Genomic DNA, 15,670 nt, shown 5'->3' with positions numbered 1-15,670 from the left:
CACACCGATGGGACCCGTCGCGGGGTCAGCGGGCGCGCAGTTCCCCATCGCTCTCGGGCCGCGGGGCGATCTCGTCGTCGCCCGTCGCCGCGATCAGCAGCGGCCCGGCACCGTTCGCACCGCGCGGGGTGAGGGTGAAGTGGACCCGGTGGGTCCGGCCGCGGGCGACGCCGGCGTCCGTGTCCGCGGAGACCACCCAGGCGCGGAAGCCGGCCTTCACCCGGGCGTCCTGGCGCAGCTCGACCTGGAACTCCATCTCGATGGGGCCCACTTCGAAGGCGACGTCATGGCGGCCCCCCTCGGCGGCGGCCTCCAGCAGTTCGTCGCGCAGTGCGGCCACGGCTCTGGCGAGCTCGATCTCCATGCCAACCCCCCGTACCACGAAGCCCGGTAGCGTCGTCCCCGACGCCTGCCCCGACCACCAGGGCTCCCCGCGTGCGGCGGCCACGGCGTCCGGGCGTGCGTCCCCGACTGTAGCGACCGGGCGTGACCCCTGTCACAGACTTCGGCAACCTCTCCCGAGCGCCCCTCCCCCGCTCCCCGCGCCAGCGCCGTGACCGGCGACGTCATGATGCCCCCGTCACGGACGCGGTCCGACCGAGCCGCGCCGGGGCCCGGGCCGTGCCGGTCCCCGCGCCGCGGGCCCGGGCCGGCCCCCCGGGTGTCGGCGGGGCTACGCGCAGGAGGCCGGTGGGTGTTCGCCGTCCTCGCCCCGCAGGACGGCGAACACCCGGCCCGTGCGGTCCTCCGCGTACGCCACGGTGCACACGAGCTGCTGCACCGCGGCCGGTTCGAGCTCCAAAACGTCCAGGCCCGTACGCACCCGCAGCCTCCCCGGTTCGGCGGTCCGCGCGGTGCCGTCGTCCGGCCGGGTGGTGATCCGGAACCACGCGGTCTTCCGGGGCGTGGGCAGGGAGCGCAGTCCCGCGGCGCGCTCGTGCTCCAGCGGGCCGCGGAGCAGCATGGCGAGCGTCTTGTCGATGCCGATGCCGATCCGCCGCCGGACGAGGCCTCCTCGGCCGCCACTTCCCATCTCGGACGGGACGGGCACGTCCTCGATCGGGTGCTCGATCGGGCGGGCCACCGGCCGTACCTTGCCCTCCGGGCCAACGAAGAAGAGCAGGGTGCGGTCGTGCGCCGGCGGGAGCACCTCGACGGTGGCGGCTGGTGACGGAGCCCGCTTCGACGACGTCGGTCCGCTGGATCCCGCAGCCGGTGGCGCCGACCAGCGCCGCCCCGGCCCCGGCCAGCGCGAGGGCCCGTCTCATGCCGTGCCCTCCCCGGCCCTCAGCGGTCTCCCCACGACGAAGACGGCTTCGCCGCCCGGCCCGTTCACCGCCCGGACGGTACCGCCGCGGAGCCGTACGTTCTCCTGGGTGGTCGCCAGGCCCAGGCCGCTGCCGGTCGAGCGGCCGCGGGAGGGGTCCGCCTGGTGGAAGCGGTCGAAGACGTGCGGCAGGGAGTCCGGTGGGATGCCGGGGCCCCGGTCGGCGACCCCGGTGACGAGCCAGGTGCTCGCGTCATGGGCCCGGAACTCGGTGTACGGCCGCACGGTGACGGGCGGGCGGCCGTGGGCGGGGCGTTGCCGACCAGATCGGCGACGACCACGTCGAAGCGGCGTGTCCCGGCCGTCGGCCTGGTCGGCGCCGGTGGACAGGACGTGGTCGGCCGCGATCCGGGCGGCCCAGCGCCGAGCACCGTCCGCGCCTGCCGCGCGGCTCCCACGGACGGGCAGTCGGCCGGCGGCCTCCCGATGGGGTCGACCGCTTGGGTCCCGCCTTGGGACGGCGCGACGGCGGGCACTACCGGAGCGGGATGTCGACCCCGTGTTCGCTCAGGGGCCGCGGGCCGTGAATGCGCCGTTCGGCTCCGGTGATGGCCACGTCGTTGATGCTCGCCTCGCGGCGCCGCATGAGACCGCGAGCGTCGAACTCCCACAGTTCGTTGCCGTAGCTGCGCCACCACTGGCCCTCGGCGTCGTGCCACTCGTACTGGAACCGGACGGCGATCCGGTTCCCGTGGAACCCCCAAAGGCTCTTGCGCAGCGCGTAATCCCGTTCGCGCTCCCACTTCCGCGTGAGGAAGGCGACGATCTCCTCACGACCGGCAACGAACCTGTCCCGGTTCCGCCACATCGAGTCCGGGGTGTAGGCCGAGGCCACCCGTCGGGGATCGCGGGTGTTCCACGCGTCCTCAGCCGCCTGCACCTTCTGCAGCGCTGTCTCCTGCGTGAAGGGCGGGTAGGGCGGACGATCTTCCGGCACTGCTGCCCCCTCCTATTGAGAACGGTCGTTCTCCATCAACGCGGCCTACGATAGAGAACGACCGTTCTCAACGTCAAGGAGTTCCCGATGCCCGCCCCGATCACCGAGGAGCAGACCCGCCTCGACCGGCAAGCACTGCTCGACACAGCGGAGAGACTCTTCTACGAGCGAGGCGTCCAAGCGGTCGGCATGGACGAGGTCCGGGAAGCATCCGGACTGCCGTTGAAGCGGATCTACCGGCTCTTCGCCACGAAGGAGGATCTCGTCGTGGCGATGCTCCAACGCCGCGACCAGCAGTGGAGAGGGAACCTTGCCGCCCACGTGGAACGGTTCCCTGATCCTCGCGAGCGCGTGCTCGCGGTCTTCGACTGGCTTGCGGAGTGGTTCGCAGAGCCCGGCTTCCGCGGATGCGCCTGGGTCAACGTCCACGGCGAACTCGGGTCATCGTCCGAAGCAGTCCTGGCGGAGGTCCGGTCCCACAAGCAGGCGTTCCATGACCAGATCACGACGTGGGTCCACGCTGCCGGGGGGTCGGTGACCGAACCGGTGTTCCTGCTCGCCGAAGGGGCCATCGTCACCGCCGGCATCACCGGCGACCCGACCCCGGCCCGTCACGCGCGTACAGCCGTTGCGATGTTGCTCTGATGCGCCTTGCGGGCCTGGGGTTGTAACGCCAACAGGACACTGGGCGCAGCCAGTTGGGCAGCGACACGTTCGAGGCGCCCGGGCGCCGGACGAGACGGGTGGACGTGCGCGCGGGTGTGACCGGCCGGGCCGGGAGCGGCCTCGGTGTCGCTGCCGGACTCCGAACAGGCGGTCAGTGAGAAGGGCAGCATCGCTGCCACGGCCGCGGCGATCGCGGTACGGCGGATCCGCACGGTGTTCATTCGGGTTGCTCCTTGAGTTCGGTTCTCGGGTCCGGGGAGTGATGGGCGTTGCTGCCGGGACCGGCGTTCCTGGCCGGTCCCGCGTCTCAGGGGACGGTGACGAAGACGCTGTGCCAGCCGCTCGCCCCGTCGGGGACGGTCCGGGTGCGCCGCCCGGTCTGGACGGCTTCGGTGCCGTCGATGGCGCGGACGGTGATCGTGTGTCCGTCGGGGGTGGCCTTCCAGGGGAAGGACCACTGGCGCCAGGTGTCCACGGCGGCCTGGACGGCGAGGTCGGCGACCCCGCCGCCGCCACCGCGGTCGGTCTCACCCGGGAACCTGCCGCAGGGCCTGCGCAGCCCACCACCACTCCCCTGCTGTGTTGATGGCTCTACCCGACTGACAGGCGCCCAGCGGGGCCACAGGACGAAGGGCCCCAGCGCCTCCCACCGCGGGGCCCGGCACGGCAGGCGGCGCCGACGCTCGCCCGCCACGCCCTCCCGGATCGGCGTCCGCCGTCCGCCGTCCGGCGCTTCGGCGTCCGGTGCTCGCGAGCGCGGATCCGCTGGGCCGTGGCGGCCGCCCCCATCGGCTCGCCGGATCAGCGTGCCGGGCACGCCGTGTCGGTGCGACGAGGACGCCAGGTCCGCGACCGAACCGGACAGATTCGTTAGACAGACGAACAATTTCCTTACATAATTCTTAGGCATGGGAAAGACTTACGAACGCATCGACGGCCGGCTGCGCACCTTCATCGAGCAGCAGCCGATGTTCTTCACCGCTACCGCCCCGCTGGCCGGCGACGGTACGGTCAACCTCTCCCCCAAGGGCCTCAAGGGCTCCTTCGCCGTGCTCGACGAGGAGCGAGTCGCCTACCTCGACTTCGCCGGCAGCACGGCCGAGACCATCGCACACCTGCGGGAGAACGGCCGGATCACCGTGATGTGGTGCGCCTTCCAGGGGCCGCCCAACATCGTTCGGGTGCACGGCCGCGGCGAGCCCGTCTTCCGTGACGACCCGCGCTTCAAGGAACTGCTCACACACTTTCCGGACATCGACCCGACCCTGCACGGGCTGCGCGCGATCATCGTGGTGACGGCCGAACTCGTCCGTGACTCCTGCGGGTACGGGGTCCCCTTCATGTCGTACGACGAAGATCGCGATCTGCACGGCAAGCGCTTCTCGCGTGAGGACGACGCCTCGCTGAGCGCGTACTTCACCAGGAAGGACCACATCGCCCAGAGCATCGACGGCCTGCCCGGGCTGCCCCTCCCGCTGCCGCCCGGTGACTTCTGAGCCGGTTCTTCGCCCTTCGGCGGTGCCCTGGCCGTCGTACCTGCGGCCGGGACGCCGCCCTGGTGCCGACTGCGGGCCCACCGCCGGCCGCTCTTGCACCCGGTTTCCTGTCGGCCCCGCTCCACTGACGGCGGTTGATGTCGCGCCCGCCTGGGGAGCAGGCGCGACCGCTTCCGCGATGGCGGCCGACGAACGGAAGGCCTACAAGGCGAGTTCACGGATACCGAGCGGCCGGGCGCCGGCGCGGAGCGCGACGGCGGTGATCAGCTGACTGCCCGGCCGGTGTCGACCAGGTGGTCCGACAGCGGCGGACCGACCGCTGCCGTTGCGGAGTCAGGGTGAACCGGAGGGCAGGGAGCGGGGCACCGGCACCTCCACACCCTCGCCGCAGGCATCGACCGTGACCGCGATGCCGTCATCGCCGGCCTCATCCTGCCCCCTTGGACTCCGGCGTCGAAGGACACGTCAATCGGATCAAGATGCTGAAGCGCCAGATGTTCGACCGGGCCGGCTTCCAACTCCTCCGAAAGCGAGTCCTGCTGTCCTGACTCAAGCTGCGCCCGCGTGGCCTCGGTGCTACCCGACCCGCGCTCGCCGCCACTCCACTTCCTCGGCGGTCATCGGGGCCTGGATGCTGTACACGTCGCCGACCCGCAGATTGTCCGGCGTGCTGTACTCGCCGTAGGTGCCTATGACGGAGACGGCCACATGGGAATCGGGCTGCCAGAAAGTACGCAAATAAGGGACGTGCACCGGGATTTCCGGGATCTCCATCAGGGGGACGCCGCGCCGCACCAGAAGACGTTGCAGCTTTTCGAACCGAAGCCTGGGAGTGAACCGCCCGTACCGAGCACGAAGCGCGTCGTTGACGAGGGCGCGGTCCCGGTACGCGAGCCGGTGCACCTGCAGGGTGAAGTGGTGGCCCGACCAGGGATGGTCGGCCGAAGCGCGGTCCCAGTAGAACTCGGCGAGGCCGTAGTCACGGCACATGCTGCGGTCGCCGAAGGTGTTCTCAGCGAAGTCCGACCCAAGGACCCTGGTGACGTGGCCGGGAGAATCCGCAGGGCCCACGCCGAGCAAGGTACCGGTGGTGACGACGTCCACGTAGAAGGCCAGGGAATGCGGAGTCATGGCTGATCCTCGATGCGGTGTGGTGCAACGTGATGTGGGGGACGCCCCCACCGGGCGTGTCCGCCACCCGTGTCCACCTGCATGGGAACCGCCGGGCCCCGGTCGACCCGGTAAAGATCTTACTCCGCCCCCTGCCGCCTCCCGAATCGGTGTCAGAGGGCTGTCCGATCTCGCGGACGGAGCGGACGAGACGTGCGTGCCATGGGTGCGGCAGTCGGCCGGCGATCGCACCGCGACCACGTGATGGCGCCGGCGGCGTGCGGGGGCCGGGGTGGTCAGGTGAGGGCCGCTGCGGCTCAGTGCCGCCCGCCCGGTGTGGTTTCGTCCGGTCGGCTGCGCTTGCCGTGCCAGTCCAGTATCAGGACCGTGGCGTCGTCCCTGAGATTGCCGTGACAGGCGTCGAGCACGGCGGCGGTCAGGCTCCGGACGGCTTCTCGCGGATGCAGCGCACGGGTGTCGTGGACGGCCGCTGCCAGGTCGACGGCGGCGGCACCGCGCTCCTGCATGCCGTCGGTGAGCAGGACCAGGCGGTCCCCGGGGAGCAGTTGCAGCTCCTGCAGGCGGTAGGGAGCCGGCGCCTTCACACCGAAGGGCAGATTGACAGCGAGCTGGAGCTCTTCCACGGTGTTGTCGCGCAGCCGCAGCGGCCGGGGGTGGCCGGCGTTGACCAGTTCGCAGAGCCCTGTGTCGAGGTCGACGCACAGCAGCTGTCCGGTGGCCAGGCCGCGGCTGTGGTTCAGCATGGCCTGGTGGGCGTGGTGGGCTTGCTTGAGGGCGTCGCAGCCGCTGCGGCGGGCCCGGCGCAGGGCGCCGACCAGCAAGGTGGCAAGCAGGGCCGAGTTCGTGTCGTGGCCCATGGCGTCGGTGATGGACAGGTGCAGGGTGTCGCGGTCGAGGGTGTAGTCGTAGGTGTCGCCACCGATGTCGTCGGCCGGGATCAGCCCGGCGGCGAGGGTGAACTGGGGCGCCTCGCAGCAGGGGGCCGAGGGAAGCAGCTGGTGCTGGATCTCCGCGGCCAGGCTGGTCTCGGTGGTGCGTCGGCCCAGGTGGTACAGATCGGTGAAGCGGCGGTCCGTGACGATGATGTACGCCAGCGCGTGCGCCGCCTCGCGGACCTGCCGCAGCACGGTGTCGTCGGCGGACGGCAGGGTCAGCTCCAGCACCCCGATGCAGTCCCCGCGGTTGGTGACCGGCGTGATGACGCGCCGCCCGCCCTGACCGTCCGGTTCCACGTGTTGGCGCTGGCTCCGCAGAACGGCGTCGTAGACGCTGCCCTGCAGGTCGATCGGCGCGCCGAGGTCGGCGTCCTCGTCGCCGGCCGCGGCGAGGCGTACCAGCCGCTGGCCGATGAGGTCGACGAACAGGAAGGACACGCGCTCGGCACCGAACCGCTTCCCCAAGTCGTGTGCCACCACGTCGACGGACTCACCGGGCGGGGCCGCTTCCGCAGCGGCCAGCAACTCGCCCAGTTCCAGATCTCCACCCTCCACGACAACCTCCTATCGGCTGCCGAAACTCCTTCCCCGAGTCTCCGCGACATCACCTGATCTTCCCGTCTTGCCTGGTCAAGGCAGCGTGCGAGGTCGCGGCGAGCACATCCCGCGTCCGGCGGACAGCACCGGCGGGCGGCCGGACGGCCAGTGCGTCGGCAGCCGAGCGATGTGGCGGAAGCAGCAGGGCGACACACAGTGAGCGGTCCGGGGACGGCCCGATGAGCCCCGGCGAGACACGCGTAGCCGTCGGCGGTTCCGATGGTGGCGTGCAGAAGCTGCACCGGCAGGCCCGAGGCCGCCGCGCGCACGGGACGTGACGCGCGGACCGGCCGGGGCCCGGAGCCGAAGGACCCCTCGAAGCCGTCCACGACACCCGTGGGGAACCTCGATCGGGGCGTGGCGACCCTGATGGTGCGGTACGAGACCCGCGCGGGTTCCATGAAGGTGCCCGGGGCGGCCCACACGGAGAGCTCGGAGGACGGCAACGAGGTCAAGCTCGGAGTGCTGGTGAGCGACAGCAAGAGCAGACGCGGAAGGCTCAGCGGACGTGTCTACCCGGCGCTGCGGTCGATGCCGTACCCGTCTGGACCGGGGGTGCCCTGTCCCAGACCTCGACGGATCGCGATCTCCACGGGCGAGTAGGCGCCGTCGGCCCGCTCCAGTTCGTACGGCGCGGCCGGCATCAGCGGCGGCTGGGCCATGAGGCGCGGCCGCACGCCATGGTGTGGCTGCGCCGCGTGCACCAGGAACGGATGGCACAGGAAGACGTCGCCCGGGGACCCGGTGGCCAGGGCGAGTGGCCGGTGGTCGGACGCCGCCACCAGGTCGGGCGCGAGGTCCAGCCCGCTCGCCCCGTCCTCCCCGTACTCCTGCAGCACCTTCGGCACGTCGAGATGTGAGCCGACCCGGATCCGGGTCGGGGCGTCCCCCTCACCGACCTCGCTGAACAGGAACAACATCAGCAGCGCCCGGCCCCGGGAGCGCAGATTCGTGAAGTACCAGCTCTCGCCTTCCGGCAGATAGCTGCCCTCGATGTGCCAGCCCGCGTCGTCCGGCTCCTCCTCGTGCGGGAAGCGCAGCGGGAACGTGCCCAGTGAGTAGCGTGGCTCCCAGCGTCCCGCCCCGACGAGCAGGTCGTACGCTCGGTGCAGGGACGGGGAGTTGGGGGCGGCGGCGAACGGTCCCTGCGCCATGCCGGCGACCCAGTGCACGGGCTGCGTCCACGTCGCCGGATCGTCCGGGTCGCAGCCCGTCTCCCGCCACAGCAGCCGCGCGCAGTCCGCGGCCACGCGCGGCGCGACGGCGCCCTCCAACTTCACGAAGCCGTCGCCAAGGAAGCGGGATACCAAGGTCATGTCGTCCATGCCCCCATCGTGCGGCGACACCGGTCCCCCTCACCCGACACCGTCTGCACCGTCTTTGTCGGGTGTTCACCCGGGTCTTGGTGGTAGCGGGGCGCCAGACGCCGGGTCCGGGGCCGGGCGGCACCGACAAGCGGGGTGGCACAAGGCAGGGCGGACAGCGGCCGGGCCCACTGTGGCCGGGCAAGTAACCGGCGGCCCCGACGCCCCGGCGGGGGTGTCCTGTCAGCGCCCAGACGCCGGATCGAGTGACGGCACCGTCAACGCGTGACAGTGTGGGCCGCATGATCACAGAGGCCGACGGGCGACATCGAGAGCTGTTCCTTCGAGACGGCCTGGAGGCGGCAGACGTGGTGCTTGCCCACCGTGAGGCGCTTCGTGTCCTGAGGGATGACATCGAGACCGCCCACATCGACGCCTACAGCGACACAGCCTGGCCCTTGGAGGCGATACCCGCCTACGAGCGGCTCCTGTCGATGGCCCGGAGCGAGGTCGCCGCGGGCATACGGTCCGAGAACGACGATCCGATGGGGATCGACATCGATGTCCGTGACGACACACAGTTCGACGTGCTCCTGACGCTCGCGCCCTTCACCATTCACGCCGAGGCATGGCGGCAGGGCCGCGGGATCTTCAGCGCCAGCGACACGGGGACGGCCCTGTGGATCGCTGTCACGGCAGCACAGGAAGCGCGACTGCTGGCACGCCTCGACACCGCGGGTGTCGCCCGAAGCGTGTTCAGGACGCGACCGCGCAGGTGAGAACACGAGTCCTCCCCGTGGTCACGGCCTGGTCCCGGAACGTGGGCCGCGCACACGACAGGCCCGGCGGCGACACGGCGGCAGAAGCACGGGGGCCAGGGCTCAGCGCCCACGCGACCAGCGACATGGCACCAGCTTCGCAACAGCCACGACGGGCGCGCACGACGGGTGCGCCACGGTGCCAGGGCCCGGACACCGGCGGGTAGGCACGGCGGGGACTGCCACGCGAAGATCTCCGGACAGGCCACCCCGCCGTACAGCTCGGCGTGCCGGTCGACGCGGCGACAACGCGAAGCGCCCTGCCACCGCCTTGCTCGACGTCGACGCCGCCGACGGGAGCGTGCCTCATCGATGGACTGATCGGTGAAGCTCCGCCAGCTTGAAGGGCCTGGTCAGCGGGTGGCGCGACCTCGTTTCAGGGTGCTCGTGCCGGCCGTGGGCGGTAGTCCGTGGGCTGGATCGTCCGGCGGGGTGGTCGTGCCGATGAGTTCACCGTCCTCGAACGGTCTACTCAGCGACACGACCGTTCTCGACAGGAGTGCCATGTCCACCATCCAGCCAGTGATCGTGACTGCCGACCAGGATGTTCTGCTCGGCTTCTATACGAACTTGTTCGGCGCCGAGGAGATCTTCCGGGTACCGGAGGAAGGCCCGGCCTTCTACCTCGGCTTGCGCATCGGCGACACCGACCTCGGGCTGGTGGCCGAGGCGAACCCCGGTGCTGGGGCGGCGTCGCGGATCCTGCTCAGCATCGGTGTCGACGACGTCGACGAGACGCTCGGCCGGGTGGAGGCGCTGGGCGGTTCGGTCCGCAGCGGCCCGAACGACATGCCGTGGGGACAGCGCGTCGCCCACATCCAGGACCCCGACGGCAACCCGGTGAACCTGACCCAGCCGATCGCGGCCCGGTGACGCTGCTCCGGTGGCATGTGCTGATCGTGCGCTACCTGCGGTAGAGATCAATTGCCGGCCTCGGTGTTCGTCCCACCAGTACAAGGCCAACAGCATGGAGACCCGTGGCGGGTACAGCATCACCGTCGACCGCAACGCCTGGGACGCCCCGGTCGCCCTCGTCGGCTGACGACCGGCATGACGGCCTGGGTGGCGGCTGAAACGGGGGCGGTCCAGGGCGCCTGATCACGCCCGCTCTCCTGCGGTACGACCAGGTCGGGGCGTCCCCGCCTCCCACCCGAGCTCGCGGCCCTGCGCCGGCCCGCGGTCGTGCCCGGGGTGGAGAACGCCGCGCGGTTGCGGCGAAGGAACCGGTCCCCCGACCGGGGCCGGCGACTGGCGACTGGCACGCCGGTCCCGGTCGGGGGCTGCCGCCCGGCGCGGCAGCCCCGAAGGCTCCCGACGTGTGGCCGCGCCGCCGCGCTGGGCTCCCCCGACCGCGCGACGGACGATCTCCACACAGCGGCGGTGCGTGCGTCCGCCCTGGGCGGACGCACGCCAGGGCGGCGACCAGGCACGGCACCAGGGGGGCAGGCGGCCGCCGCAGCACGCCGATGCCGGCAGGGAGAGTCCCGGGCGGCGCGGATCCCACGCCGGTGGCCGGCGACCGACAGTCGCGAGGATGTTTGTTCGAGCCCAGACGGTGCAGACGTGAGCTAACACAGTCTTTATACCGAGAGACGGAGACACACCATGGGCATCATCGCGTGGATCATCATCGGCCTCCTCGCCGGCGCCATCGCCAAGGCCCTGATGCCGGGCAGGGACCCGGGCGGCATCATCATCACCATGCTCATCGGCATCGCCGGCGGCCTGCTCGGCGGCTGGCTCGGCAAGGTCATCTTCGGCGTCGACTCCATCGACGGGTTCTTCGACCTCTCCACCTGGATCGCCGCGATCATCGGCTCCGTCATCCTGCTCCTCGTCTACCGCCTCATCGTCGGCAACCGGCACTCGCACCGTCACGCATGAGCCGCTTAGGGCTCACTTCCCCCACAAACCCGGACGGCTCCCTCCCCCATCACGGGGGCGGGAGCCGTCAGCGCGTACAGGCCACCCGTGCCCATGCCCACGGTCGACCTCGGACCGGGTCGGCCCCTCCAGCGCGTCCGGCCGGGCCGGTGATGTGCCGCCCGTCCCGAGCGGGAACCCACCACCGCGGTTCCGCCGGGGCAGCCGGGCGTCGTGGTGAGCCGGGTGGTGGGTACCGGTCAGCGGGCCCCAGGCACTCTTGTGCTTTCCGTGTCCCTGGCGAACGATGACTCCATGCCTACGATCAGTGAACGATCCGTAGTCACAGCGGAGTCGAGCGTCCCGGCGTTCCTCGCACCGGCCCCTCCCCTGCCCTCCTCTCCGTCTGCGGGGTGTTTCCGCGCCGACGGGGGCAGCTGAGTGGGGCGGGACCAGGAGCGAGGGCTCCGGCCGCCGGCTGCCCCGACGGTCACCCCGTTGGCGACGGTGGGGCTCCTCGTCGACGGGCAGCCGCGGACGCTGTTGCTGAAGCTGGAGTCGTGGGGCGAACACGGCTCGGTGAAGGGCCGGACGGCGCAGGCGCTGTGGGCGGACGTCGCCGACCGGGTGACCCCGGAGGTGGGGCTGATCGAGTCGACGTCCGGCAACCTCGGGGTGGCGCTGGCCGCTGTCGCCGCGTCGCACCACGTGCCCTTCACCGCGGTCATGGACCTCCGCAGCAGCGCTGTGCTCGTCGAGGCGATCCGGGCTCACGGCGCCGATGTGGTGATGATCGACGAGCCGGACGGAGCGGGCGGCTACCTGCTGAGCCGGCTGTCGTACGTCGAGCAGCGGGTGCTCGCCGAGCCCCGGCTGGTCTGGCCCGACCAGTACCGCAATCCGGCCAGTCCGCGGGTGCACCGGGAGACGACGGCTCCCGAGCTGTGGGAACAGTCGTCGCGGCGCGCGATGAGCGTGGTCGTGGCGGTGTCCACGGGCGGGACACTCGCCGGATTCCGGGATTTCGCCCGCTCGGTACGGCCGGACTGGGAGCTGGTCGCGATGGACGTGGTGGGGTCCGCGGCATTGGGTGGCGCGGTCAGCGAACGTGTCCTGCCCGGCATCGGGGCGAGCCGGCCGTCGGAGTTCCTGCCGCACGGTCACCGGCCCACGGTGCGGGTCTCCGCGTCGGACGCCGTCCACGCCTGTCTCTGGCTGGAGGCGACCACCGGGTTGGGCGTGGGCGCCAGCTCCGGGGCCGCCATAGCCGCGGCCATGCGGCTGTTTCGCGCCGTGCCGGCCCGCGAGACGGTCGCCTGTCTGTGTCCCGACGGCGCGGACCGGTACCAGGGCACGATCTACGACCCGCGCTGGCGCAGGCGGCAGGCCCTCACGGGGCCGGATCCGTGCGAGGGGGCGGAGGTCCTGGAAGTGAGCTGTCCGCCGACCGGTGTGGAGGTGCGGAATCGATGAGCGTGCCGGGACTGGGAGACGACTGGTACGAGTCGGCCGGTGTGCGGGCGGGGCCGCGGCGCCTCCTGCGGGAGGAGTTGCACAGCGGGCGGCTCCTCTTCCCGCCCCATCTGGTGCCGTACGGGGACCATCCGCTGGTCGGTGCGCTGCCGCGGCACCGCAAGGACGCGCTCGTGGCACGTCACCTCTTCCAGTACCTGGAGTTCACCTCCCACTTCGAGACGCGCGTGGTCAACCGGGCGACCGAGCGGATCGCCGGGGGACGCTGCGGCGTGGACACGGCACGGTCCGTACGCCTGCAGGCCTACCGGATCTACTGCGACGAGGCGTACCACTCCCTCTACAGCCTGGACGCGGTGGACCAGATCGCCGCCGCCTGCGGTACCGCGCCGTTGCCCTACGACTTCCGGCCGTTCCTGCGGCGACTCGACGCGGCAGGTGAACAGCTGATGCCGGGGGAGCCGGGCCTGGCCCAGCTGCTGCAGGTCGTCGTCTTCGAGACTCTGATCACCGCGCTGCTGAACGACATCCCCCGGGACGGTCGCGTGCTGAGCCTCGTCCGCGACATCGTGCGCGACCATGCCAAGGACGAGGGCAGGCACCACGTCTTCTTCTCGCACTTCTTCGGCGAGCTGTGGATCCAGCAGGACGCCTCGGTGCGCGTACGCGCCGCCCGGTGCCTGCCGGAACTCGTCCGTCGCAGCCTGCTGCCCTACCTCGAACCGCTACGCCGGTCGCTCGTGGCCGCGGGTCTCACACCCGCCCAGGCGCAGGAGGTGCTGCACGACAGCTACCCGGACGACCGTGTGGACGCCGGCATCCGGGACACGGCCAGGCACACGCTTCGGCTCTTCGAGGACAACGGGGTCCTCGACGTGCCGGGCGCCAGGGATGCCTTCGCCGCCGCACGACTTGTGGACTGAGGGTTCCGGCCGCGTACGGCGACCACCGTCAGGCGCGTGTCCGTGCCGGGGCTCGACGGCGTGGGTCCGGCGGGCGGCCCCGAGAGACCGAAGGCTCCTGTGAGTGCTGTGAGGAGATGGACGATGAGGGAAGAGCTCCTGTTTCTCGACCGGCATGCCGTACGGGAGTGTGCCGCGCGGGTGGACCTGTGCGCCGTGACGGAGGAGGTCCTGCGGCGGCACGCCGAAGGCCGCACCGCCCTGCCCCCGGAGGGCTACCTGCCCTGGACCAACAGCGAGGGCGCGTACTGCCGGTCGCTCGCCATGCTGGGATCGATCGACGCCCAGGACGGCCACCTCGCGGCGTACGGGGTGAAGCTCATCAACGCGGCGACCAGCAATCCGGCGCGCGGACGGGAACGAGCGGCCGGGATCAGCATGCTGTTCGACCCGGAGACCGCGCGCCCCACGGTGCTGGCGGAGGCCGGCTGGCTGAGCGCGGCGCGCACCGCGGCCTACACCACGGTGAGCCTGCGTCACCTCGGGCCGGCGGAGTGGGACGCCCTGACGGTGATCGGATGCGGAACCCTGGCGCGGGCACACCTGGACCTCCTGACGGCGGCCTTCCCCGGCGTCGCCCAAGTGCATCTCCACGACCTGGACCGCACGCGGGCCCGGGACCTGGCCGGATGGACACACGAGCACCACCCGCGACTACGGGTGCGGGTGCACGAGGACACCGAGGAGGCGGTGCGCGCCGCGCCGGTGCTGCTGACGACCACGACGACCGACAAGGGGTACATCCCGGCGCACTGGCTTTCGCCCGGCACCTTCGTGGCGCACGTCTCCCTCGACGACCTTCTGCCCGACGTCTTCTCCACCGCGCAGGCCCTCTACGTCGACGATGTCTCACTCGTGGCGGAGAACCCGCGCCGTGTGCTGGGCCGCCTGATGGGCGAGGGGGCCGTCCTGCCCCCCTCGCCCGGCCCGTCATCCGGTGCGGGACGGGCCCTGGAGGGCACGCTGGGCCAGGTCCTCACGGGTGCCGTGCCGGCGGTACGGCCTTCGACGGGCCACGTGGTCAGCAACCCCTTCGGCATGTCCGTGCTCGACGTGGGCCTGCTGGCCCAGGTGCGACGGGTCGCCGAGGCCGAGGGCCGGGGACAGAGGTTGTCGCTCTTCTGAGTAGTCGTCCCGACGGGAGTGAAGGCACATGAAGGACTACCACGCACCGCCCCGGCCCCGCCCGGAGCACGGGCTGTTCTCCCTGTCCGAGCTCACGGACGCAGAGGTGGCGTCCCTGACGGCCCGCTCCGTGGAACTCTTCCACGACCAGCGTGCGCACGAGCGGCCCCTGGAGGGTGGCGCGGTGGGGGTGCTGTTCACCAAGACCTCCACCAGGACACGGACGGCCTTCACGGTGGGCGCGATCCGCCTGGGCGGGACGCCGATCGCCTACGGTCCGCACGACCTTCAGCTGAACACCGGGGAGTCGGTGCACGACACGGGCCGTGTCCTGGGATCCATGCTCGACCTGATCGCCGCCCGCACAGCCGCCCCCGTGGAGGAGATGAAGGACCTCTCCCGCTACGGCGGCATCCCGGTCGTCAACGCCATGAGCGCGCAGGAGCACCCCACCCAAGGGCTCTGTGACCTGGCGACCGTCATGCTCGCGCACGGTGACCTCAGGGGCGTCAAGGTGCTCTACGTGGGAGAGGGCAACAACTCCGCCGTGGCCCTGGCCCACGGACTGGCCACGGTGCCGGACGCACACCTGTGGTGCGCCACGCCCCGCGGCTACGAAGTGCCGGAGCGCGAACTGAGGGTCGCGGCGGCGCGGGCCGCCGCCGTCGGGGCGGTCATCGAGCAGGTCGACGACCCCGCGCTGGCCCCGCCCGACGTCGACTTCGTCTACACCACGCGCTGGCAGACCACCGGCACCAGCAAACCCGATCCGAACTGGCGCGAGACGTTCCGGTCCTTCCACGTCGACGACGTGCTGATGCGCCGCTTCCCGCAGGCGTCGTTCCTGCACGACCTGCCGGCCCACCGGGGCGACGAAGTGTCCGGCAGCGTCCTCGACGGCCCCCGTTCACTGGCCTGGACGCAGGCGGCCATGAAACTCCCCAGCGCCATGGCCGTTCTCGAATGGGCGATCGGCCGCACCGCCTGAGCGGCCACCCGCCCGCCCACCAGGAAAACCCACCGCATTCGGAAGGCC

17 protein-coding genes and 3 pseudogenes are annotated in these 15,670 nt (G+C 71.5%); 11 read left to right on the top strand and 9 right to left on the bottom strand.

Annotation, left to right across the window (positions count from 1 at the left end):
• Positions 1-25: 25 nt before the first annotated feature.
• The 4 genes from NRO40_RS29565 to NRO40_RS29550 form a co-directional block, all read right to left on the bottom strand.
• Complete coding sequence (locus tag NRO40_RS29565) at positions 26-364, bottom strand: trypco2 family protein (RefSeq protein WP_058940930.1); 339 nt, start codon at positions 362-364, stop codon at positions 26-28.
• 309 nt (positions 365-673) lie between these two features.
• On the bottom strand, positions 674-1,084 hold the full coding sequence (locus NRO40_RS29560) for a hypothetical protein (protein ID WP_157901793.1): 411 nt from the start codon (positions 1,082-1,084) through the stop codon (positions 674-676).
• A gap of 180 nt (positions 1,085-1,264) precedes the next feature.
• Positions 1,265-1,552, bottom strand: coding sequence for an ATP-binding protein (locus tag NRO40_RS29555; RefSeq protein ID WP_058940932.1), 288 nt, complete (start codon positions 1,550-1,552; stop codon positions 1,265-1,267).
• Between the two features lie 250 nt (positions 1,553-1,802).
• Positions 1,803-2,264: a nuclear transport factor 2 family protein gene (locus NRO40_RS29550; RefSeq protein ID WP_058940933.1), complete on the bottom strand. Its 462-nt coding sequence runs from the start codon at positions 2,262-2,264 to the stop codon at positions 1,803-1,805.
• Positions 2,265-2,351: 87 nt separating this feature from the next.
• On the opposite strand from NRO40_RS29550, the gene NRO40_RS29545 reads away from it, so the two are divergent.
• A complete protein-coding gene (locus NRO40_RS29545; protein ID WP_058940934.1) occupies positions 2,352-2,909 on the top strand; it encodes a TetR/AcrR family transcriptional regulator in 558 nt (185 codons plus the stop codon).
• Here the strand turns inward: NRO40_RS29545 and NRO40_RS29540 are convergent.
• Positions 2,876-3,151 (bottom strand): hypothetical protein, encoded by a 276-nt coding sequence (locus NRO40_RS29540; RefSeq protein WP_157901794.1) that lies wholly within the window; start codon positions 3,149-3,151, stop codon positions 2,876-2,878. The two genes, NRO40_RS29545 and NRO40_RS29540, sit on opposite strands and share 34 nt — an antisense overlap.
• A gap of 86 nt (positions 3,152-3,237) precedes the next feature.
• Positions 3,238-3,429: pseudogene (locus NRO40_RS29535) on the bottom strand (molybdopterin-binding oxidoreductase); the annotation flags it as partial.
• 409 nt (positions 3,430-3,838) lie between these two features.
• On the opposite strand from NRO40_RS29535, the gene NRO40_RS29530 reads away from it, so the two are divergent.
• Complete coding sequence (locus NRO40_RS29530; RefSeq protein ID WP_058940935.1) at positions 3,839-4,426, top strand: pyridoxamine 5'-phosphate oxidase family protein; 588 nt, start codon at positions 3,839-3,841, stop codon at positions 4,424-4,426.
• Positions 4,427-4,798: 372 nt separating this feature from the next.
• Positions 4,799-4,974, top strand: a pseudogene (locus tag NRO40_RS30975) (ISL3 family transposase); the annotation flags it as partial.
• A 28-nt stretch (positions 4,975-5,002) separates the two neighbouring features.
• Here NRO40_RS30975 and NRO40_RS29525 read toward each other — a convergent pair.
• The 3 genes from NRO40_RS29525 to NRO40_RS29515 form a co-directional block, all read right to left on the bottom strand.
• Positions 5,003-5,557 (bottom strand): hypothetical protein, encoded by a 555-nt coding sequence (locus NRO40_RS29525; protein ID WP_198549277.1) that lies wholly within the window; start codon positions 5,555-5,557, stop codon positions 5,003-5,005.
• Positions 5,558-5,853: 296 nt separating this feature from the next.
• On the bottom strand, positions 5,854-7,047 hold the full coding sequence (locus tag NRO40_RS29520; RefSeq protein WP_257375554.1) for a PP2C family protein-serine/threonine phosphatase: 1,194 nt from the start codon (positions 7,045-7,047) through the stop codon (positions 5,854-5,856).
• A 554-nt stretch (positions 7,048-7,601) separates the two neighbouring features.
• Positions 7,602-8,414, bottom strand: coding sequence for a phytanoyl-CoA dioxygenase family protein (locus NRO40_RS29515; RefSeq protein ID WP_058940936.1), 813 nt, complete (start codon positions 8,412-8,414; stop codon positions 7,602-7,604).
• Between the two features lie 281 nt (positions 8,415-8,695).
• Here NRO40_RS29515 and NRO40_RS29510 point away from each other — a divergent pair, with 281 nt between their 5' ends.
• From NRO40_RS29510 to NRO40_RS29475, 8 genes and pseudogenes are all read left to right on the top strand, one after another.
• A complete protein-coding gene (locus tag NRO40_RS29510; protein ID WP_058940937.1) occupies positions 8,696-9,172 on the top strand; it encodes a hypothetical protein in 477 nt (158 codons plus the stop codon).
• Between the two features lie 543 nt (positions 9,173-9,715).
• Positions 9,716-10,084, top strand: coding sequence for a VOC family protein (locus tag NRO40_RS29505; RefSeq protein ID WP_058940938.1), 369 nt, complete (start codon positions 9,716-9,718; stop codon positions 10,082-10,084).
• Between the two features lie 73 nt (positions 10,085-10,157).
• Positions 10,158-10,253 (top strand): annotated as a pseudogene (locus NRO40_RS29500) (glycoside hydrolase domain-containing protein); the annotation flags it as partial.
• A gap of 563 nt (positions 10,254-10,816) precedes the next feature.
• Positions 10,817-11,095, top strand: coding sequence for a GlsB/YeaQ/YmgE family stress response membrane protein (locus NRO40_RS29495; protein ID WP_058940939.1), 279 nt, complete (start codon positions 10,817-10,819; stop codon positions 11,093-11,095).
• Between the two features lie 477 nt (positions 11,096-11,572).
• Positions 11,573-12,547, top strand: a complete 975-nt coding sequence (locus NRO40_RS29490) for a pyridoxal-phosphate dependent enzyme (protein ID WP_157901795.1) — start codon at positions 11,573-11,575, stop codon at positions 12,545-12,547.
• Positions 12,544-13,470: a diiron oxygenase gene (locus NRO40_RS29485; protein WP_058940941.1), complete on the top strand. Its 927-nt coding sequence runs from the start codon at positions 12,544-12,546 to the stop codon at positions 13,468-13,470. Before NRO40_RS29490 ends, NRO40_RS29485 begins: the two co-directional genes overlap by 4 nt.
• 123 nt (positions 13,471-13,593) lie before the next feature.
• Entirely contained in the window at positions 13,594-14,634 is a 1,041-nt protein-coding gene (locus tag NRO40_RS29480) for an ornithine cyclodeaminase family protein (protein ID WP_079046859.1), read from the top strand.
• 28 nt (positions 14,635-14,662) lie between these two features.
• Positions 14,663-15,622 carry an ornithine carbamoyltransferase gene (locus NRO40_RS29475; protein ID WP_058940943.1) on the top strand — a complete coding sequence of 320 codons (960 nt, stop codon included), beginning with the start codon at positions 14,663-14,665 and terminating at the stop codon, positions 15,620-15,622.
• Positions 15,623-15,670 lie beyond the last annotated feature (48 nt).

Source organism: Streptomyces changanensis, from assembly GCF_024600715.1.
GTDB lineage: Bacteria > Actinomycetota > Actinomycetes > Streptomycetales > Streptomycetaceae > Streptomyces > Streptomyces changanensis.
This window is presented reverse-complemented; position numbering and strand designations above follow the sequence as displayed.